The organism is Mariprofundus micogutta (genome assembly GCF_001895085.1).
Lineage (GTDB): Bacteria > Pseudomonadota > Zetaproteobacteria > Mariprofundales > Mariprofundaceae > Mariprofundus > Mariprofundus micogutta.
This window is the reverse complement of sequence record NZ_BDFD01000011.1, coordinates 62,280-82,251: the sequence shown is the minus strand read 5'-3', so window position 1 is coordinate 82,251 and position 19,972 is coordinate 62,280. Positions and strand designations below refer to the sequence as shown.

23 protein-coding genes, 1 tRNA gene and 1 riboswitch are annotated in these 19,972 nt (G+C 51.7%); of the genes, 16 read left to right on the top strand and 8 right to left on the bottom strand.

What is annotated here, in order from left to right; all coding sequences use genetic code 11:
* The first annotated feature begins 297 nt into the window (after positions 1-297).
* Together MMIC_RS07465 and MMIC_RS07460 are read left to right on the top strand one after the other, a co-directional pair.
* A complete protein-coding gene (locus MMIC_RS07465; protein WP_072659836.1) occupies positions 298-819 on the top strand; it encodes a LexA family transcriptional regulator in 522 nt (173 codons plus the stop codon).
* On the top strand, positions 779-1,504 hold the full coding sequence (locus MMIC_RS07460) for a hypothetical protein (protein WP_227819412.1): 726 nt from the start codon (positions 779-781) through the stop codon (positions 1,502-1,504). Before MMIC_RS07465 ends, MMIC_RS07460 begins: the two co-directional genes overlap by 41 nt.
* Before the next feature lie 219 nt (positions 1,505-1,723).
* On the opposite strand, the gene MMIC_RS12595 is transcribed toward MMIC_RS07460, so the two are convergent.
* Positions 1,724-1,978 (bottom strand): hypothetical protein, encoded by a 255-nt coding sequence (locus MMIC_RS12595; RefSeq protein WP_143144908.1) that lies wholly within the window; start codon positions 1,976-1,978, stop codon positions 1,724-1,726.
* A 91-nt stretch (positions 1,979-2,069) separates the two neighbouring features.
* Positions 2,070-2,483 (bottom strand): PilZ domain-containing protein, encoded by a 414-nt coding sequence (locus tag MMIC_RS07455; protein WP_072659835.1) that lies wholly within the window; start codon positions 2,481-2,483, stop codon positions 2,070-2,072.
* Positions 2,484-2,630: 147 nt separating this feature from the next.
* Here MMIC_RS07455 and MMIC_RS07450 point away from each other — a divergent pair.
* A tRNA-Thr gene (locus MMIC_RS07450) sits at positions 2,631-2,706 on the top strand.
* A gap of 659 nt (positions 2,707-3,365) precedes the next feature.
* Here MMIC_RS07450 and MMIC_RS07445 read toward each other — a convergent pair.
* Both MMIC_RS07445 and MMIC_RS07440 read right to left on the bottom strand, forming a co-directional pair.
* Positions 3,366-3,791, bottom strand: coding sequence for a DUF3617 domain-containing protein (locus MMIC_RS07445; RefSeq protein WP_072659834.1), 426 nt, complete (start codon positions 3,789-3,791; stop codon positions 3,366-3,368).
* Positions 3,792-3,901: 110 nt separating this feature from the next.
* Positions 3,902-4,180 carry a hypothetical protein gene (locus tag MMIC_RS07440; RefSeq protein ID WP_072659833.1) on the bottom strand — a complete coding sequence of 93 codons (279 nt, stop codon included), beginning with the start codon at positions 4,178-4,180 and terminating at the stop codon, positions 3,902-3,904.
* Positions 4,181-4,277: 97 nt separating this feature from the next.
* Between MMIC_RS07440 and hypA the strand changes: the two genes are divergently transcribed.
* From hypA to MMIC_RS07410, 6 genes are read left to right on the top strand one after another with little or no spacing between them, the layout of a single operon-like run.
* Positions 4,278-4,784, top strand: coding sequence for a hydrogenase maturation nickel metallochaperone HypA (gene hypA / locus MMIC_RS07435; RefSeq protein ID WP_227819411.1), 507 nt, complete (start codon positions 4,278-4,280; stop codon positions 4,782-4,784).
* Positions 4,784-5,587: a hydrogenase nickel incorporation protein HypB gene (gene hypB / locus MMIC_RS07430; protein ID WP_072659832.1), complete on the top strand. Its 804-nt coding sequence runs from the start codon at positions 4,784-4,786 to the stop codon at positions 5,585-5,587. The genes hypA and hypB overlap by 1 nt, the downstream gene beginning before the upstream one ends.
* Complete coding sequence (locus MMIC_RS07425; protein WP_072659831.1) at positions 5,587-5,814, top strand: HypC/HybG/HupF family hydrogenase formation chaperone; 228 nt, start codon at positions 5,587-5,589, stop codon at positions 5,812-5,814. Before hypB ends, MMIC_RS07425 begins: the two co-directional genes overlap by 1 nt.
* Positions 5,811-6,929, top strand: a complete 1,119-nt coding sequence (hypD, locus tag MMIC_RS07420) for a hydrogenase formation protein HypD (RefSeq protein ID WP_072659830.1) — start codon at positions 5,811-5,813, stop codon at positions 6,927-6,929. Before MMIC_RS07425 ends, hypD begins: the two co-directional genes overlap by 4 nt.
* A complete protein-coding gene (gene hypE, locus MMIC_RS07415) occupies positions 6,926-7,951 on the top strand; it encodes a hydrogenase expression/formation protein HypE (RefSeq protein ID WP_072659829.1) in 1,026 nt (341 codons plus the stop codon). Before hypD ends, hypE begins: the two co-directional genes overlap by 4 nt.
* Positions 7,905-9,110, top strand: a complete 1,206-nt coding sequence (locus MMIC_RS07410; protein ID WP_143144907.1) for a Kae1-like domain-containing protein — start codon at positions 7,905-7,907, stop codon at positions 9,108-9,110. The genes hypE and MMIC_RS07410 overlap by 47 nt, the downstream gene beginning before the upstream one ends.
* Positions 9,111-9,166: 56 nt before the next feature.
* Here the strand turns inward: MMIC_RS07410 and MMIC_RS07405 are convergent, their stop codons facing one another.
* From MMIC_RS07405 to MMIC_RS07390, 4 genes are all read right to left on the bottom strand, one after another.
* A complete protein-coding gene (locus MMIC_RS07405) occupies positions 9,167-9,853 on the bottom strand; it encodes a hypothetical protein (RefSeq protein ID WP_143144906.1) in 687 nt (228 codons plus the stop codon).
* 209 nt (positions 9,854-10,062) lie between these two features.
* Positions 10,063-10,707: a TSCPD domain-containing protein gene (locus MMIC_RS12890; RefSeq protein ID WP_072659826.1), complete on the bottom strand. Its 645-nt coding sequence runs from the start codon at positions 10,705-10,707 to the stop codon at positions 10,063-10,065.
* Positions 10,704-10,928, bottom strand: coding sequence for a hypothetical protein (locus MMIC_RS12700; RefSeq protein ID WP_072659825.1), 225 nt, complete (start codon positions 10,926-10,928; stop codon positions 10,704-10,706). The genes MMIC_RS12890 and MMIC_RS12700 overlap by 4 nt, the downstream gene beginning before the upstream one ends.
* On the bottom strand, positions 10,915-13,086 hold the full coding sequence (locus tag MMIC_RS07390) for an adenosylcobalamin-dependent ribonucleoside-diphosphate reductase (RefSeq protein ID WP_083530506.1): 2,172 nt from the start codon (positions 13,084-13,086) through the stop codon (positions 10,915-10,917). Before MMIC_RS07390 ends, MMIC_RS12700 begins: the two co-directional genes overlap by 14 nt.
* A gap of 321 nt (positions 13,087-13,407) precedes the next feature.
* Here MMIC_RS07390 and ubiE point away from each other — a divergent pair, with 321 nt between their 5' ends.
* The 7 genes from ubiE to MMIC_RS07355 all read left to right on the top strand — a co-directional run bounded on the left by ubiE (position 13,408) and on the right by MMIC_RS07355 (position 19,941).
* The gene (gene ubiE, locus MMIC_RS07385; RefSeq protein WP_072659824.1) at positions 13,408-14,202 is read left to right on the top strand and encodes a bifunctional demethylmenaquinone methyltransferase/2-methoxy-6-polyprenyl-1,4-benzoquinol methylase UbiE; all 795 of its coding nucleotides are present in this window, start codon (positions 13,408-13,410) and stop codon (positions 14,200-14,202) included.
* Between the two features lie 76 nt (positions 14,203-14,278).
* Entirely contained in the window at positions 14,279-14,932 is a 654-nt protein-coding gene (gene ubiT, locus MMIC_RS07380) for a ubiquinone anaerobic biosynthesis accessory factor UbiT (protein WP_227819414.1), read from the top strand.
* A gap of 13 nt (positions 14,933-14,945) precedes the next feature.
* Complete coding sequence (gene ubiB / locus MMIC_RS07375; RefSeq protein WP_072659822.1) at positions 14,946-16,550, top strand: 2-polyprenylphenol 6-hydroxylase; 1,605 nt, start codon at positions 14,946-14,948, stop codon at positions 16,548-16,550.
* A 90-nt stretch (positions 16,551-16,640) separates the two neighbouring features.
* The gene (gene metK / locus MMIC_RS07370; protein WP_072659821.1) at positions 16,641-17,810 is read left to right on the top strand and encodes a methionine adenosyltransferase; all 1,170 of its coding nucleotides are present in this window, start codon (positions 16,641-16,643) and stop codon (positions 17,808-17,810) included.
* 76 nt (positions 17,811-17,886) lie between these two features.
* Positions 17,887-17,961: riboswitch (S-adenosyl-L-homocysteine riboswitch) on the top strand.
* Between the two features lie 20 nt (positions 17,962-17,981).
* Positions 17,982-19,388, top strand: a complete 1,407-nt coding sequence (ahcY, locus tag MMIC_RS07365; RefSeq protein WP_072659820.1) for an adenosylhomocysteinase — start codon at positions 17,982-17,984, stop codon at positions 19,386-19,388.
* A gap of 23 nt (positions 19,389-19,411) precedes the next feature.
* On the top strand, positions 19,412-19,687 hold the full coding sequence (locus tag MMIC_RS07360; RefSeq protein WP_227819410.1) for a hypothetical protein: 276 nt from the start codon (positions 19,412-19,414) through the stop codon (positions 19,685-19,687).
* Positions 19,688-19,761: 74 nt separating this feature from the next.
* Positions 19,762-19,941 carry a hypothetical protein gene (locus MMIC_RS07355; RefSeq protein WP_072659819.1) on the top strand — a complete coding sequence of 60 codons (180 nt, stop codon included), beginning with the start codon at positions 19,762-19,764 and terminating at the stop codon, positions 19,939-19,941.
* Positions 19,942-19,972: the final 31 nt, after the last annotated feature.

Sequence of the window (19,972 nt, the reverse complement as noted above, 5' to 3'; positions counted from 1 at the left end):
TTCGTTTCCACTGTGATCACTCCTGTTTTTTCCTCCAACTAAATCATTAGCTGGGGATACTACAGGGGGGTCAAATTTGGACGCTGATTTACCCCTCTAGGGGGTCAATTTTGAACGCTGAATAACAATTACTGAAGTGCCGCAGGACTGGAAAGAAATCCAGTTCCGTATACCTGCTCGCGGCTATTCGCTGACCAGCCTTGGCCTGAAACGGCAGGCCAACAGGCTAAGAGATCGGATGTCTGATTGACATTCCTTATTCCGGATTCCAGAATCCAGAATTATTGAGGCTGTGTCATGGAACTGAAACAACAGGATATCTATGTTGCCCTGAAGCTGGTTGTGCTGAATAACGAGCCCTGCTCCATGCAGCGGCTGGGCGAGGCGATTGGTATGAGTGCATCACGGGTGCATGATTCCATCCACCGCTTGATCCGGGCAAACCTGATCAGGAAAGATGCTGGATACAGGCCGGTAATGGCGAATTTGAAGGAATTTATTCTGCACGGTGTCCGCTTTGCCTTTGTACCGGAGATCGGCCAGCCGACCCGTGGCGTGCCAACCGCCGCATTTGCACCGCCGTTAAACCGCGAATTTGTCCCTTCCGGCGAATTACCCCAGGTCTGGCCCGATCCGATGGGAGAGGTGCGCGGCATATCATTTTCACCGCTGCATAAATCCGCGCCTGCGGCCGCACGCAAAGATCCCGCTTTTTACGAATTGCTGGCCATGGTGGATGCGATTCGCGGGGGCCGTGCGCGCGAAAGAAATATGGCGCTTGAAAAGCTTGCTGAAAGGCTCTCATCCGGTGAGGCGTGATGATCCGAACCTTGAAATGTTGCAGCTGGCAGCAGACGGATTGCGGCCGTTTCTGGATGAGATCGTGTTTGTTGGCGGCTGCGCCACCGGGTTGCTGATTAGCGACTCTGCCGCTCCTCCGACGCGAGAGACAAAGGATGTGGATGTCATAGTCGAGGTCGCAAGCCTTCATGACTATCACCGGTTGGCCGAAAAATTGCGAAACAGAGGATTTCGGGAAGATTTAAGCGAAGGCGCGCCCATGTGTCGATGGGTGTTCGGTGCTGTGACAGTGGATGTGATGCCGACGGATGCGGCCATTCTCGGGTTTTCCAATCGCTGGTATTCAGAGGCCATAGCAAATGCAATCAATATAAGCCTGCCTGCCGGAATCGTGATCAGACTGGCTGCCGCCCCGTGGTTCCTGGCAACGAAATTGGAAGCCTTCTACGGGCGCGGTAACAGGGATAATATGGCCAGTCATGATCTCGAAGACCTGATCGCGGTCCTCGATGGCAGGGAATCTGTTGTGCATGAGGTTGAACAATCCGGAACCGTTGGTCGCTATCTGGCTGGTGAATTCAGTCGACTTCTGGCACTGGAAGCATTCCACGATGCCTTGCCATGTCATCTACCATCCGATGCCGCCAGCCAGATGCGAGCAACCATAGTGATTGAACGTATGACGGCGATCAGTGGATTTTGACCGGGATTCATAGCGTGAATCGCGTCTGCTTATCTGGTTACGGAGGTTCCGTACCACTGGGGAAATCGGATTATAATCCAGTCATTTGATCTATCGCGCTATGCGAAGCAACACCCGCTGCTTCGCATAGATTGCTCATACCGGCTCGCGGTTACTCATTAACACCAACCGGCCTGTAGCGGCAAACTAATCAAATCACGCGGTGTTTTTCAATTCGTTTTAGGCGAGCCTGTCTAGACGTGAACCTGTGCTTTCCCAGTGATGAACAAGCTTGCCGTGCAGGTTGTAAGAGTCCTGGCGGGAGTGGTCGGACTGGTCGGGGTGTTGTTGCCACTGTGCTGCGGCGTAACCGGAAACCGCCTGTGTACCGGTTGCGACAGATGGGGAAGTTGAAACCTGATGTAATACGGATGGTGGCACCACAACTGCAGGCGGGCGCTCATGATAGAGTGTGATTCCGGATACCATCATCATATGACTATTATAGCATATTCGTAAAATTCAGGTTTTAAGTTGTTGTTCGGGACAGGCTTGTTTGCTCAGTACTCAGGAAAAAAGCAGTTATCTAGGCTGCGTTTTGACTACCGATTAAGGCATCAATCAGGTCTTTGTCTTGCGGGCTTTCATAATTAAAGCGGATGCCTATGCCGCTTTCAGTATGACGCACCACTGTGCCGCCGAGATCGACAAGATCGGACGAAATACTGACATCAAGTGTAATACGAACCTGATCACCGATTTCGAAGCGGTCAGGGCCTTCGATAAAGATGCCTGCAGTGCTCAGGTCTTTGGCTTTTCCGAAATGCTGTTTGTCCTCGGATTTGAACGAAACCTGTTCATTATACTGAGTGCGCGGTGAGCGGCGCGAACATCTGGACCATGATTCAATCAGCTCCAGCAGTTCGTTGCTCTGCGTGCCGGGCAAACGATTGGCAATTTCGGTTAATGCTTCAATGTCTTGAGTGGATACAGCTTCCATAGAAACGAATATAGCGTCCGGCAGATGATATCTCTATTGCTTTCTATGCATGCTGCAGGGCAGGTATGCATAGCGTTTTCACAATCATTATAATCTCATGCTTGAGTCCGTCTTTGCGCTGCGTATAGTTCGCCGAAGTTGTGATTGGCCGGCATAGCTCAGTTGGTAGAGCAGCTGATTTGTAATCAGCAGGTCACGGGTTCGACTCCTGTTGCCGGCTCCAGTTCAATGATCAGATGATGTAAAAGGGGAGCCATTCGGCTCCCTTTTTTATGGTTCATCGCGGAAGTCCGGGAAACAGTCTTTGTAAGAACTGAAGGCGTTTCTCTCTTGCTATTATGGCGGGATTGTTTGTTCATTTCTTTTCCAGAAAAGAAACGAACCAAAGAAAGCTGCCCGGCAATCTGCTTCTCCCTGCGCATTTATTGTTCAATGGGGCGAAACCTTTTTGATTCGAGCCTTGCATGGCTCTCACCCTTCGGGCGAGCTAAAGCTCGTCCAAACGGTACCTTCTGTTTGTCGCCTCATCCCATTGAACAGTAAATACTCCGGCGCATCTTGGAACGGGGTTGAAAATCCTGGTAGATTTATCACACATTGGACCTCAGCCTTTGGATCCCCCGCTAGCAGGCTGCCGAGACAAATGTCCAAAACCGGAATAAAGCGGCGGAGCCGTGACCGGTTTTGGGTATGCAGGATCGGGAATCCGCAGGACAGGCTGGTTCCGGGGCGGCTTTCTTTCACCCCTTTCTTTACCGCTAAAGAAAGGGGAATGCTCTGCTTTAGCAGAGTAGTAACTATTGAATGTATCTATTTAACAGGGATCAAAAGTCTTCTTCAGGCATGGTTCACGCTAATGCTCGATGAACCTTTTTTATGGCCTTACTTGCACGGGCCGAGGCGTTTGCCGGTGATATGACTTTCCATTGTCATGCCCTGCGAGTTCATGTGCATGCTGCCTTCCATGGTATCGCCACTGTAGGTGGTGGTGCCGCTCATCTCTGAAATCATGCCATTTGCAGTGCAGCGCATGCTCCAGGTCACGGTATTTCCCGACACCAACTGTTCGATCTTTTCGCAATTCTGATGCTTATCCGTCTGCGCAGGCACCATCATATCGTTGCTGAGGCACTGCCGATGTGTCATTGGCGGCATGGCTGGCATTCCTGCAGGCATACCGCTCATTTCCATTTGCGTCGTCATTTCCCATTCGCCCTCCTCAAGAATGCGGGCGGGGGCGTCGGATGAGCAGGATGTGCCGGTGCATAGAATCAGTAGTGCGAGAAGTGTTATATGGTGCCTTTGCATGGTCACCCTCCAGTAAAAAGGTGTGCGTTTTTACTATAGCATAAAAAAGCCGCCACACTGATCGTGTGACGGCTCTGATTCATGTATCTGGCGATGGATTCAGCGCTTGCCTACTCCTCGATCCAGCCGTTCAGCGCTTCAACAATCTGCCTGGCCTGTTTGGCGTTGGTGATATTGAACTTCGAGCGGGGTGTGTATTCACCATTACGCTTCTGGAAGCGGCGAATGGTAAATTTATCCTCACCGTACGCTTCAGTTTTAAAGTCCCAGTTCACATAGCGGAACATGATCGTTGTCCAGGCACCTTTGCTCAGGATTACTTTATCCAGCTGTTTGGTGGTCAGGATGCCGCCTTCTTCAAAATCGATCGTTAAGTCATCAGGTGTCATAAATTCCTCTTCGTTGTAATAAAGACTTATAAAAAAGGGGACCGTCAGGCCCCCGTTTTCTATCTGTGCAATGCATCAATGGCGCAACTTTATACTAATGTCGCAGATATTTCCCGTACTGCAAGCAGGCTTAAGCGCAGCAGGAGAGCAGATCCGTTTTTTATCCGGGCGTATCAGAGCCATGATGGACTGGCTTGCGGCACTGGAATCGACAGGCGGAGTTGTTAGCATCTTTGCATGGGTCACGATCGCGGTTATTTGCATGCATGAACTTTCGTTGTGCGAGGGCATTGTGGAGATGCTGCAGGATAAAGCCCGGCAAGAGCAGTTCAGGCGTGTTCAAAGTATACGGCTGGAGATCGGCAGACTCTCCTGTGTAGAAGTTGATGCATTAAGGTTTGCCTTTGAGGCGGTGGCCCGAAACAGTGTGGCCCGGAATGCCGTACTTGAAATAGACGAGATTCCCGGACGTGGCTTCTGCAGTCGTTGCGGGGAACTTGTAGAGATGACACACCGGTTTGATGTCTGCCCGCTGTGTGGTGGTTATCCCGTTGAACTCAGGCAGGGAGATGAGATGCGAATTAAACATGTGGAGGTGTTGTGATGTGTACGGTATGCGGATGTGGTGAACAGGATGATCACCAGCATGAACATCATCACTCACATCAACACGACTACAGTCGTGGCGAAGCCGGAGTACACGTGGCCGGTATGGAGCAATCACGCCTGATCAGTATCGAACAGGATATACTGAGCAAAAACAATCAATATGCAGCTGCCAATCGCCGCTACTTCAGTGAACATGGCATCCTCTGTCTGAACCTTGTCTCCAGCCCGGGATCCGGAAAAACGACCCTGCTCAGTGAAACAATCAAAGCCATGTCCGGGCAGATTGCTGTGTCGGTTATCGAAGGTGATCAGCAAACCGAGCTGGATGCCGAGCGCATCCGCAGTGCGGGCAGCACAGCCGTGCAGATTAATACCGGCAAGGGCTGCCACCTCGATGCACACATGATCGGCCATGCCATTGATGAGCTGAAGCCGAACCCGGCCAGCATGCTGTTTATTGAAAATGTCGGGAATCTGGTTTGCCCTGCCGCCTTTGATCTTGGTGAAGCAGCCAGAGTGGTGATTCTTTCGGTCACAGAAGGGGCTGATAAACCGTTGAAATATCCGGATATGTTTCACACTGCAAACCTGATGATTCTGAATAAAACGGATCTGCTTCCCTATGTCGATTTTGATGTGGATGCCTGCTGTGAATATGCCCGCCGCATTAATCCCGGCATCAAAATTCTTAAACTGTCCGCCAAAACAGGTGAAGGCATGGCTGACTGGTCCAGCTGGGTCCGGGCGAATCTGGACATTGCACGAATCGGCGCATCTTCCCCGGAACAAAACAGCTAATGTGCCTTGCCGTTCCGGCCAGGGTCGAATCACTGGATGATGTTTCCTCTACAGCGATGGTTGATCTGGATGGTATCCGAAAAGAAGTTTCCACCGTGCTGCTTGATGAAATAAATGTTGGTGATTATGTGCTGATCCATGTCGGTTATGCGCTTGAGCGCATCGATCCGATAGAAGCAGAAAAAACGCTTTTACTGTTTGATGAACTGAGGGATAGCGAAGCGTGAAATATGTCGATGAATATCGTGATGGTGATAAGGCGCGCGAGTTAGCTGCACGGATTCACAATGAGATAGACCCACAGCGCCAATACCGTTTCATGGAGTTCTGCGGCGGTCATACACATGCGATTTTCCGCTTCGGTATCCATGATCTGATGCCGGAAAACCTGAAGTATGTACACGGGCCGGGATGTCCGGTCTGTGTATTACCGGCCGGACGCATTGAAGCTGCGATCAAGCTGGCAGAGAGCGAAGATGTGATACTCTGCACCTATGCCGATCTGATGCGCGTACCTGCAGGCAAGGGTGATAGTCTGAACAGGGCAAAAGCGCGCGGTTCAGATATCCGCATGATCTATTCGAGTTCCGATGCCCTTGCAGTCGCGCGTGAAAACCCTGATCGGCAGGTCGTTTTTTTTGCCATCGGTTTTGAAACCACGACCCCGCCGACTGCCGCGGCAATCCGCATTGCCCGGGCCGAGGGCTTAAAAAACTTTACGGTATTCTGCAATCATGTTCTGACCCCTCCTGCCATGCTGCATATTCTCTCAAGCGGTGAAGCCTGCATTGACGGTATTCTCGGCCCTTCACATGTCAGCACGATTATCGGCAGCCATGCCTATGCCGACTGTTGCAGTTTATATCGTATGCCATTGGTGATCGCCGGTTTTGAGCCCTTGGATGTCATTCAGTCCACGCTGATGTTGGTGCGTCAGGTCAATCAGGGCCGATGTGAGGTGGAGAATCAGTATGTCCGGGCAGTCAGGGAAACGGGTAATCAGAAGGCTCAGGCATTGATGGCAGAGGTTTTTGAGCCGCGCTCCGTGTTTGAATGGCGCGGACTCGGTGATCTGCCGGCCAGTGCGGTGCAGATTAATGCGCAATATGCGCTGTTTGATGCCGAAAAACGCTTTGCCATGCAAAAGATGCAGACGGCCGATGTGAAGGGCTGCATCTGCCCTGCGGTATTGCGCGGTATCAGTGACCCGGATCAGTGCAAGCTGTTTGCCACGGCCTGCACGCCAGAAGAGCCCAAGGGCGCTTGCATGGTGTCATCTGAAGGGGCATGTGCAGCACAATACAGCTATGGCAGATATCGCAGCGCCGAGACCCGGGTATGAGTCGACTGGATATCAAAAACGGCCTTGTAGAAATGGCGCATGGCAGCGGCGGCCGAGCATCTGCTGCGCTGATTGATGGTTTATTTACCAGACACCTTGATAATGCACTGTTGAGACAGGGCGATGATGCCACACTGTTCGAGGTGTCGGCTGGCCGTATGGTCATTTCGACAGATGCGCATGTTGTATCGCCGCTGTTTTTTCCGGGTGGGGATATCGGTTCACTTTCGGTGCACGGCACGATTAATGATGTTGCCATGTCCGGCGCGAAACCTCTCTATTTGTCGGCGAGTTTTATTCTTGAGGAAGGTTTTTCACTGGCTGAACTGGAGAAGATCGTTATCTCGATGGCAGAGGCCAGCCGTCTGGCCGGTGTGCCGGTGGTGACGGGTGATACCAAAGTGGTCGAGTCCGGCAAAGGCGATGGCGTGTTTATCAGTACCACTGGCATCGGAGTGCTTGCCGAAGGCATACGGGTTTCCGGTGATCGGGCAGAAGCAGGTGATGCCATCATTGTCAGCGGTTATATCGGAGATCATGGCATTGCGATTCTCTCCAGCCGGCAGGGGCTGGAATTCGATACGCAGATTCAATCCGATTCCGCCGCACTGCATGGGCTGGTGGCTGATATGGTGCAGGCCGTACCGGATATCCACTGCCTGCGTGACCCTACCCGTGGCGGTCTGGCGACGACACTCAATGAATTGTGCAAACAGTCGGGCGTAGGCATGCGGATTCATGAGACTGATATTTCAGTGCGTGCCGAAGTGAAAGGAGCCTGTGAACTGCTTGGGCTGGACCCGCTGTATATTGCCAATGAAGGAAAGCTTGCCTGTATCTGCCCCAAGGCATCAGCAGCAAAGCTGATATCTGTCATGCAGGCGCATCCACTGGGCAGGGAGGCGGCCGTGATCGGTGAGGTGGTTGCCGATGAATCCCGGCTTGTTGTCATGCAAACCACATTCGGTGGCCAGCGTGTGGTGGACTGGCTGGCCGGAGAACAGCTACCGCGCATCTGTTGAAATGACAGATCCGTTGAGCATGCATATCGATCTGCCGGCAGGCTTTGAAGCTTCAGCGCCGCTGCTGGCACTGGGCGGCGAATTGAAAAGCAGTCTCTGCCTGCTCAGGGATGGCCGGGCACAGATGAGTGAGGCCATCGGCGATCTGGAGCAGGAGCATGTCTACCGCTCGTTTATTACACAACTCGATGCTCTGTTTGCTTTATCTACTCCGGCACAGCTTGTCATCGATAAACATCCCGATTACCTCTCCTCACAATGGGGAGAAAAACGGGCACAAAAATTCAATATCGGCCTGACTGCGGTACAGCATCACCATGCGCATATTACATCTGTGATGGCTGATTCCGGTCTGCAGGCCGACGCAAAACCGCTGCTTGGCATTGCGCTGGACGGACTGGGTTTCGGTGATGATGGCAGCTTATGGGGCGGTGAAATATTACTGGCCGATTACCGGACATGTGAGCGGCTGGCCTGCTTGCAGCCGGCTGCCATGATCGGTGGTGCTGTTGCAAGCCGTGAGCCATGGCGCAATACGCTGGCACATCTGCTGCCGATTTGGGATCAGGTATGTGACCATTATTCGGATGTCGATATGGTGCAATTCCTGCAAAACAAACCGCTCCCGATGCTGCAGTCCATGCTGGATAAAGGTCTTAATGCTCCGCTTGCCTCCTCATGCGGACGCCTGTTTGATGCTGTGGCGGCATGCCTCGGCGTATATCGCGAACAGGTTTCATTTGAGGCTCAGGCAGCCATCGCGCTGGAGAAACTGGCCACGACCTGTTTTGAACAGGCCAATGCAGCCTATGCATACCGGATTGATGATGGCGATTTGCTGCAGCTGAACTGGCAACCGATGTGGCTGGAACTGCTGGCTGATATCCAACTCGGTATTGAAGCGGCAGTTATCGCATCCCGTTTCCATCACACATTGATTTCCGCCCTGACCAGAGTGGTGCAGCGCTTAAGAGAGAAACATGAGTTTGATACGATCGCTCTCTCTGGCGGGGTTTTCCAGAATCGCTTGCTCTCCACCTATCTGCCGCGAGTACTTGAGGCAGACGGGTTTACAGTCTTGCAGCACAATCAGGTGCCGCCACATGATGGCGGCCTGTCTTTGGGGCAGGCCGTGATTGCTGCTGCGCGAGGGCTGTAGAAAGGTTTTGCAGATGAGCTGTTTGGATGGCGCTTGCCGGACAGGCAGTGGTGGTTTCAGGCCCAGTAACTGGTTTCCCGCCTGATATCATCAAGAATCATCTGCTGCCTGTATTGTCCGATAGCATCGTGTATTTCGCTGGCTTTCAGTGATGAAACAGATTGAATCACTTGCGCAGGGGAAGCCGGGCTTGTGCCGATTGGCCTTGCTTGTGCCGTGGCAGGCGTGATTTCCGGCTGCATCTGAACAGTGGGCTGGATAGATACGTGTCTGGGTGGCGGTGGTGTAACTGCCGCAGTCAATGAATCTGCTTCACTTCCGGTATGTGCCACTGGCGATGAGGCTTTTGCATGTGTCGAAGTGGTAGCTGCAACCATATGTTCACCAATATCTTTGCCCGTGGTCCGGCTGCTAAAGACATTAACCAACGCCGAGGCAAGACCGCCGATCAGGCTGCCGAGCACGCCGCCGAAAATGGCACCGCCGATGACACGTGGCGCATCACCGATTTCATCGCCACTGATTTTGCGATAAATGGTCGAAATGACCGGCAGATGTTGCAGCGGGTTAATCATATCCAGGAAATCCCCGAACCCGAATCTCTTTTCTTCCCATAAACCGGATGCCTTGTCTGTCTTTTCAGGTGCTGATAGTTGCTGCACCGGTTCAGGTTTTGCATGAACCGGTTGCCCGTTCATTGGACGGTTCACTGCTGGCGGAGCCAGAAAAGAGGTGTGCGGCATCACTTGCATACCCGGTGTGTTGCAAGATAGAAGCCAGTATCAATATCCTGTAAATTCAAACACTTGGATGATCCGCCCGTGCGCCGTCCGGCAAAATGTTCCTCCCGAACCGGCAACAAAACAAAAAGGCTGCTATTCAATGAATAACAGCCTTTTAATAGGTTTATGTGCTTTGAGTGACTACTGTCTAAGTTTACAACTCTTGGGTGTCATCCGCACTTAGAATCGCCACATTCCAGACAACAGTTACAATTATCGAGCCTTACAACGGCCATGGCACCGCATTTGTCGCACTGGTTGCCTTTGGCAATGGCATCTGATCCCAGCTTCTCTTCAGCTTCATGACGCTTGGCCTGCAGCTCGGAATTATTGAGCTGGCCTTCCATCATGCCGATGGAAATCAGATGCTGTTGAATCACTTCTCCGATCTCTGCAACGATAGATGGCATATATTTGCCACCGCGTTTGTAGTAACCACCACGCGGATCGAATACAGCTTTCAGCTCTTCAACCAGGAAGGTGACATCGCCGCCTTTGCGGAAGATGGCAGAAGTAATACGCGTCAGCGCAACGATCCACATGAAATGTTCCATGTTTTTCGAGTTGATGAACACCTCGAACGGGCGGCGATGCGATGATCCATCCGGTTCAGTGACAATGACATCGTTAATGGTGATATACATAGCATGTTCAGAATTCGGTGTTTTGATTTTGTAGGTGCTGCCTTCAAGGATGTCATCACGCTCAAGCAACGGCGCAATCTGGTGTACAACTGCACTCTCTTCCTGTTTGGCATCATCTCCGGGTTTCTTTACTTCGTAACCGGTAATTTTGCTATCGATTTTAATGCTCATCTTTTACCTCCACGCATGGTCAGAATCTGATTCATCCGGACTTGCCCAAAATTACGCAGCGAGTTTTCATGGTCTTTCATGCCCGGACGCTGCGACCGGTAGTTGTGGGTGCTCTCACCATCCCTTGCTGTGACGGGAGAGCTGTTCAAGGCCCACAGGTTTATCGGCGGGAAGTTCAACTCCGGCCAGCTGATTCCGTTGCCGGAATCAGAATTTCCCATAATACCCCTCTTTGAGTGCATCAAAGAGGTTGGCGGCAGTATGCATTTCACCGTCATATTCAATCTCTTCATTACCCTTGGCTTCAACTACGGTGCCGTCATCGAGGCTGAATTTATACACGGTGTTTTCCAGATCTTCTTCTTTTACCAGTACGCCCTGGAAGGCTTCCGGATTAAAGCGGAATGTGGTGCAGCCTTTCAGGCCCTGATCGTAGGCATAGAGGTAGATATCCTTGAAATCCTCGTATGGGAAATCAGTCGGCACATTTGCAGTTTTGGAGATGGATGAATCCACCCAGCGCTGGGCCGCAGCCTGAATATCGACATGTTGTTTCGGTGTAACTTCATCAGCCGAGATGAAATAGTCCGGCAGTTTGCTTGCTTCATCCTGAGAGAAGGGCATGGCATCTGCATTGATTAGTGCACGATAGGCCAGCAGCTCATAAGAGAATACGTCCACTTTCTCTTTCGATTTTTTGCCTTCACGGATGATGTTGCGCGCATAGTGGTGGGCAAAGCTGGGCTCAATACCGTTAGAGGCATTGTTAGCCAGGCTCAAAGAGATGGTGCCGGTTGGCGCGATAGATGAGTGATGCGTGAAGCGGCACCCTTTCTCGATCAGTGCTTCAATCATCGCCTTGTCTTCCTGTGAACCGGTAGCCAGGAACTTCTGCATATACTTCGAATATTTGGCCCAGAGGATTTTACCACTGAGTTTGTCTCCGATTTTAATGCCGTCATCAGCCATTTCAGGGCGTTTGGCCATCATTTCACGGGTAACTTCGTAATCTTTTTCCAAAGCGGGGGCGACACCCTTCTCCTCAGCCAGTTGCAAGCCTGTCGCAAAACCGGTGCGTGCCATTTCATAGGCAATCTTGTCGGTGAATTCGAGGGAGCCGGCAGTGCCGTATGGTGTGCGCAGCATGGTCAGCGCGGAACCAAGCCCCAGGAAGCCCATGCCATGGCGACGTTTGGAGAGAATTTCATCACGCTGTTTTTCCAGTGGCAGGCCATTGATGTCGACAACATTGTCGAGCATGCGAGTGAAAATAGAGACTACATCACGGTAGGCATCCCAGTCGAAATAAGCATTCTCAGTGAATGGTTCACGTACGAACTTGGTTAGATTGACGGAGCCAAGCAGGCAGGCACCGTATGGCGGCAATGGCTGTTCACCACATGGGTTGGTGGCGCGCACATCTTCGCAGAACCAGTTGTTATTCATGTCGTTTACTTCATCAATCAGAATGAAGCCCGGCTCGGCATAGTCATAAGTTGACGCCATGATGACATCCCACAGGCGCTGTGCCTTGATGGTCTTATATACCTTGCAGGCAACGCGGCCGCGATCATCGTGTGTGGCGTCCTTGGGTGGATTGGCCACTGTTCTGAACACGATACGCGTTTCCGGATCGTCGATTTCAGTCTGTGTGGCCGGGAAAACCAGGTCCCAGTCAGCATCATTTTTCACGGCTTCCATGAAATCACGTGTGATCAGGCAGGAGAGGTTGAACTGACGCAGGCGCCCGTCTTCACGCTTGGCGCGGATAAAGTCCATGGCATCCGGATGGCTGATATCAAATGTGCCCATCTGAGCGCCACGACGGCCACCGGCAGATGATACGGTGAAACACATCTTGTCATAGATATCCATGAACGAGAGCGGGCCGGAGGTGTAAGCTCCTGCTCCGGATACATAAGCACCTTTCGGGCGCAGTGTGGAGAATTCATAACCGATACCGCAACCTGCTTTCAGGGTGAGGCCGGCCTCATGTACCATGGAAAGGATACCATCCATGGAATCGGGAATTGTACCGGATACCGTGCAGTTGATGGTGGAGGTGGCAGGTTTGTGCGCTTCCGCGCCTGCATTGGACATAATGCGCCCGGCCGGAATCGCACCGTTGGCCAGTGCCCAGGTGAATTTCGCGAACCACTCGTCGCGCTTGTCTTCATCTTCAACCGCGGCCAGGGCTTTGGCAACGCGTTCATAGGTTGCTTCAATGCCATCATCAACATTGTTGTTGAATTTGTCCTTCAGGCGATATTTTTTGTCCCAGATATCAAGCGATGCAGGCTGAAAGCCGATTTCGGCAGCCTTGCTTTCATGATCCTGTTGAACCGATGCAATGCTTAAAGCATTTGATGTGATGCTCATGCGGCCTCCCAATTATTCCCTCTGCTAATGTGTGAAAATGCAAAATAGTGGTGGCGAGTGTAGGCACTATATCTAGGGTGTCAAGCAATCGAAGCACACTAACTGTAGTGCTTTGATACACACAAACTATACACTATTTATCCACAGCTTATGCACCGTTTTGGCCGTATTCCTGTGGATTTAAAGCAATATTCGGCGACTCAAAAACTGTATGGGAGACTTGCCGGACAAGCCCCTGAACGGCGATGCAGGCAGTGACAGATAACTGTGCTGCGGCTTTCATTTGGAGAGTGGCGGTTAGCCTGATACGATGCGCATCCCATGAATGATATAAACCCAAACATTGATCCCGACACCTCATCCGGTGCTGAAGCCAGCCCGACCCATTTCGGTTTTGAAACCGTAACGGGTACGGAGAAGGTCAATCGCGTGATGGGCGTGTTCTCATCGGTTGCCAGTCAGTATGATATTATGAACGATGCCATGAGTGGCGGCATGCACCGCTTATGGAAACGCAAGATGATTGCCACGGCAGCCATAGGTGCGGGTTCTCGCGTATTGGATGTGGCAGCAGGCTCTGGTGACATCGCGATCGGTCTGGCTAAAAAAATGGGACCCAGCGGGCGCGTGGTGCTGACCGATCTCAATGGCCCGATGCTGGCTGAGGGTGCGCGAAGAGTAATTGATGAAGGCTTATTGCCCGGTAGGGCAGACTGCATTCAGTCCGATGGCACCAAACTCGCCTTTGCAGATAACAGCTTTGATTGTGTCACGATTGCTTTCGGCATTCGCAACTTTCTGGATATCGAAGCGGGACTGGCTGAATTTTATCGTATCCTGAAGCCGGGCGGGCAGTTCATGTGTCTGGAATTTTCGCGTCCGACATTGCCGGGCCTGGATGTCGTATACGATGCCTACTCCTTTAATGTGATTCCGTTTATGGGTGAAAAAATAACCGGTGATCGTGACTCGTACCAGTATCTGGTTGAATCGATTCGCCGCTTCCCCGATCAGCAGCGTTTTGCCAAACTGATCAGAGGCGCAGGCTTCGATCTGGTGCAACACGATAACCTGACCGGCGGCATCGTAGCCCTGCACAGAGGATATAAGGTATGAACGCAATCACTCTCCCGCCACGGATGGCGGGCGAAGCACAGCTTCGTGAGATTTCCGGAGGACGCCCGTGAGTGTGATGTTTTTGCCGTTAAGGTTGATTCCCGTGCCGGTACAGTGCGTGGTGATGACCACCGTACTGGAGCTGGTATTTTCGCGTGATGAATCACTCAAGCCCTGTCTGGCTGATATGGAAGGACGTGTTTTTCGTATCCATGTACGTGATACCGATGCCATCATGTTCCTGGGCTTCAAGCGTGGAAAGGCCTGGGTGCATTCGAATTATAATGGTGATGTTGATGTGCGCATGAACGCCACGACAGCCGGTTTTGCACGCATGTGTTTCGGCCATGAGGACCCTGATGATCTGGTATTCCAGCAGGTTTTGAAGCTGTCGGGCGACTCCGATGCGATGTTGCGATTCAAGAAATTGTTTGCAGCAGCTGACCTCGATTGGGAGCGCGAATTGCGCGCCGCATTCGGCGATTTTTTCGGCACCCGCGTGGCCAAGGCTGCGCATGCTCTGGTTGCTGCTGAACAGAAGCTGGCCGAAGGCTCGAAACAGGCATTGAGCAATAGTCTGCGTGGCATGGACGTACCTGACAGTACGCGTTTGCAGGAGTGGCAGGCTGGCGTCGAACATCTGTCACATCAGATATCCCGCACCAAAGGTCGCATGACCAGACTGGAGCACAAGCTGGAACATCTCACAGAAGCAGTCGAGAAACAGTGATCAGCATCCGGATATGAGACTTCCCGCCAATCTCCGTCGCAATATTCGTTTGATGCGTATTGGCCATATTCTGGCCACGCATGGCATGGCGGCTCTGGCCGTACGGCTTCGTCTGTTTTATCCCTATGTATGGCTTGTGCAGCTATTCCGTGGTGATGAGTTACCGAAAGACCTTGGCACGCAGATCCGGCTGGTGCTTGAACAGCTCGGGCCGACGTTTATCAAGTTCGGACAGATGCTCTCCACACGTGTCGACCTGTTGCCGCTGGATGTGGCGCTTGAGCTGAAAAAGCTGCAGGACGATGTGCCGCCGGAGTCGTTTGAAAAAGTACGGCGCGTGATTGAACAGAGCTTCAAACAACCACTGACCGGGGATGATGGCGTGTATGCCGCATTTGATGAAACACCGGTTGCTGCAGCCTCAATCGCCCAGGTTCATTTTGCCGAACTGAAAGATGGACGCAAGGTGGCCGTGAAGGTGCGCCGCGATCATATCAGTCGCACCATCGAATCCGATCTTGCCATCCTGAAATTGCTGGCAGGCCTGTTTCACCGCTATTTCCCTGAATATCATCGCTTGAAAGCACCTCAGGTTATCGAAGAGTTTGCCACCACTATTCGCGGGGAATTGAACCTGCGTGCCGAAGCTGCACATGCCAGTCGCTTTGGTGAAAACTTTGCCGAAGTCGAAGGTGTGCGAGTGCCTGAGGTGATGTGGGACTATACCCATACCGAAGTGTTGACCACGGAACGTATCTCAGGGACGCCGATTGATGAGCGGGAAAAGCTGGAGGCGGCAGGGCACGACTGTCTGAAGCTGTGTGAGCGAGCCGCTACTCAGTTTTTCCGCATGGTCTTTACCGATGGTTACTTCCATGCAGATATGCATCCGGGCAATATTTTTGTAGGCGATAACGGCGATATCATCTTTATCGATTTCGGCATTGTGGGCAGGCTTGATATCAAATCACGCCGATACATTGCAGGTATGCTGCTGGCATTTCTGCAGGAAGATTATCGTCGTGCTGCAGAAGTGCATGTTGAAGCCGGTTATGTGCCTGCCGAGACCGACATCTCCGCGTTTGAAGATGCCTTGCGTGAGATTGCTGTACCGATCTTTAACCGACCGCTGGCTGATATTTCAATCGCAGAACTGCTGCTCTCGATGTTTGCAGTCACAGAACGCTTCAAAATGGAAACACAGCCGCAGTTGCTGCTGCTGCAGAAGACAATGGTTGTGATTGAAGGGGTAGCCAGGGAACTGGCTGATCAGGCAAATATCTGGATGCTGGCCCGGCCGATGATTACCGAGTGGATGGCACGTCATATGGGGCCGGTTGGTAAGGCTGAGGCGCTGGGTGAAGAGATACGTGGCCAGCTGTATAACTGGATGCAGCTTCCGGCCAAGGTGGATGGCGTGCTCTCACGCATTGAGCAGGGTGAAGTAAGCTTTAACAACGAACCATCCCGCTTCTCTGTGGTTGCTGGTGCCATGCTATCAGCTGCTGGTGGTGGCGGACTGGTCTGGAGTGCAGTCAACGATGGCGGCACGGGTTTGCTGCTACTATCTGCTACAGTGATGGGGCTTGGCTTTGTTCTGACAATGAGTCGTGGCTAGCTGTGTTTGGCGCTTTACCCTGTTTCGTCTATACTGCGCTCCAACTCCGTTAATTTGTAAGTATATTATTTCAATAAGGATAGATTATTCATGAGCAAAAACTTTGTTTTTACATCTGAATCTGTGTCTGAAGGACACCCGGATAAGGTTGCTGACCGTATTTCCGATAGCGTACTCGATGCGATTCTGGAGCAGGATAAATACGCACGCGTAGCCTGCGAAACCATGGTCACGACAGGCCTTGCCCTGATTGCAGGTGAGATTACTACCTCCGCTGTCATCGATTATCAGGATGTTGTACGGGGCGCGATTAAGGATATCGGTTACAATAGCTCGGCCATGGGTTTTGACTGGGAATCCTGTTCCGTGCTGGTCTCCCTCGACAAACAGTCGGTTGATATTGCCGCTGGCGTCAACGTTGGTGAGGGTATTGATCTGGATCAGGGTGCAGGCGATCAGGGGCTGATGTTCGGTTATGCGTCGAATGAAACTGATGTGTTGATGCCGACAGCCATTCATCTGTCACATCAGCTGGTGGCCAAACAGGCTGAGGTTCGTAAAAACGGTTCGCTCGAGTTCCTGCGCCCGGATGCAAAATCTCAGGTCACTGTACGCTATGAAAATTACAAACCTGTAGCTATTGATGCGGTAGTGCTCTCTACCCAGCACAATCCTGATATTGAACATAAAGAACTTTCCGAAGCAATCATGGATGAAGTCATCAATCCTGTGCTGGGTTCAACCGGTCTGCTGCATGCAGACACAGAATATCACATCAATCCAACCGGCCGTTTTGTGATTGGCGGCCCTGTAGGTGACTGCGGTGTAACCGGTCGTAAGATTATCGTAGATACCTACGGTGGTTTCGGTCATCACGGTGGTGGTGCATTCTCCGGTAAAGATCCAACAAAGGTAGACCGTTCCGCATGTTATATGATGCGTTATGTGGCCAAGAACATCGTGGCAGCAGGCCTTGCCGATCGTTGTGAAGTTCAGGTTGCATATGCCATCGGTGTTGCGCGTCCACTTTCAGTGATGATCAATACCTTCGGCACTGGCAAAATCGATGAAAGCAAGCTGGCTGAAATCGTACGTGAAGTGTTTGATCTGCGTCCGAAGGGCATTGTTCAGGAACTGGATCTGCTGCGTCCTATCTATGCTAAAACAGCTGCTTACGGTCACTTCGGTCGCGAACTGCCGGAGTTTAGCTGGGAGAAAACTGACAAGGTGGATGCACTGAAGGCAGCCGCGGGTATTTAATCAATAAAGAACTGGAAAACGTGTTTGCGTTTCCCGGTTATGCGAAATCAGGCGTTTAACGCCTGATTTTTGCGTCCTGACTGAGGAGCACTGCAGTATCCGTTGGGTACGAGGCTCAGTCGAAAACATAGTTTAACGGTGCTCATATTTTTATATATTAGGAGTATGAGAATGTCTGAGTTTACAGATTATAAAGTAGCGGATATGTCCGCTGAATGTGTTGCATGGGGTCGCAAAGAGCTGGCTATTGCTGAAACTGAAATGCCCGGCCTGATGGCAACACGTGAGAAATATGCAGCATCACAGCCTTTGAAGGGTGCGCGTATTGCAGGTTCACTGCACATGACCATCCAGACAGGTGTGTTGATTGAAACACTGACAGCCCTCGGTGCGGAAGTGCGTTGGGCATCGTGCAATATCTATTCTACACAGGACCACGCTGCTGCAGCGATTGCTGCCGAAGGTATCCCGGTCTTTGCTCACAAAGGCGAGACGCTGGATGAGTATTGGGAGTTCTGCCACAACATCATGGAATGGCATGACGGTGGCACACCGAACATGATTCTTGATGATGGCGGTGATGCAACAACACTGCTGGTGCTGGGCGCCAAGGCTGAGCAGGATGCATCTGTACTGGATAATCCGGGTTCCGAAGAGGAAGTAGCCCTCTTTGCATCAATCAAAAAACGTCTGGCTTCTTCGCCGGGTTACTACACCAGCCGTCGCGATGCGATACGCGGTGTAACTGAAGAGACCACTACCGGCGTACATCGTCTGTATCAGATGTTTGAGCGCGGTGAACTGCCATTTCCTGCCATCAATGTGAATGACTCTGTGACCAAGTCCAAATTCGATAACCTCTACGGTTGTCGTGAGTCACTGCTCGACGGCATCAAGCGCGCTACCGACGTGATGATTGCAGGCAAGATCTGCGTAGTGCTCGGTTATGGCGATGTGGGTAAAGGCTGTGCGCAGGCATTCCGCGGCATGGGCGCAACCGTATGGGTTACTGAAATCGATCCGATTTGTGCTTTGCAGGCAGCTATGGAAGGTTACCGTGTAGTCAATATGGATGATGCATGTTCACAGGGTGATATCTTTGTCACCACCACCGGCAACTACCACGTGATTACGCACGACCATATGATTGCCATGAAAGATCAGTCGATTGTCTGCAACATCGGCCACTTCGATAATGAGATCGATGTAGCAAGCCTGAAGAAATATGAGTGGGACAACGTCAAACCACAGGTAGACCAGATCATCTTCCCGAATGGCAACCGCATCACGCTGTTGGCTGAAGGTCGCCTGGTGAACCTTGGCTGTGGAACCGGACATCCGAGTTTCGTAATGTCCAACTCCTTCACCAACCAGACGCTGGCTCAGATCGAACTGTTCACGCAGACCGGTGAGTACAAGAATGAAGTGTACACGTTGCCCAAGAAGCTGGATGAAGAGGTTGCACGTCTGCATATGGCCAAGGTTGGTGTAAACTTGACGCCGCTTTCACAGGAACAGGCTGATTATATCGGCGTTCCGGTTGAAGGTCCGTACAAGCCAAACCACTACCGCTACTAAGCAGGTCTGATATGAGGATGGTGATGATGAAGCAACTGTTTCGCATCACCATCCTTGCATCAGTTTTTCTTGTTTCCCCGCTCTGGGCTGCCGGAGGCCTGTCGGTTGATGCCAAATTTGACCTGACCGGCGATGGTATTATTGATGCCTCTGACTGGGGTCGTTTGACCGAAGATGCAAAAAAGACCTATGCTTACGAATCGGTTCAGGCTCTTGGCGAAGACCCTTATGCCATTCTTGAAGAAAAACTGAATCGGGGTGACCGCTATTTGCAGGGACTGCGTGCCGTCTACGAATAAGTTTGTGACTGATATCACCTCGCCAGATGGAAAAGTGATTAGGCTCGGAGAATTCTGTAACCAGGAGGGTTTTCATGTTCAGAACCGTAATATTGGCCGCTTGTCTTGCCTTGCTTTCCGGTTGCGCAAGCAACGACAATCAGGTTGATCCCGCAGCCCGGGCGGAAAATGAGCGCTTAAAAGCTGAAGCGGCGGCACTTCGTGAAGCAGTGGTTGAGCAGAGGGCAACGTTGGAGTCGCTGAAGCAAAACTGAACCTGATTAACCTTGAACCAGAGGGGGGACA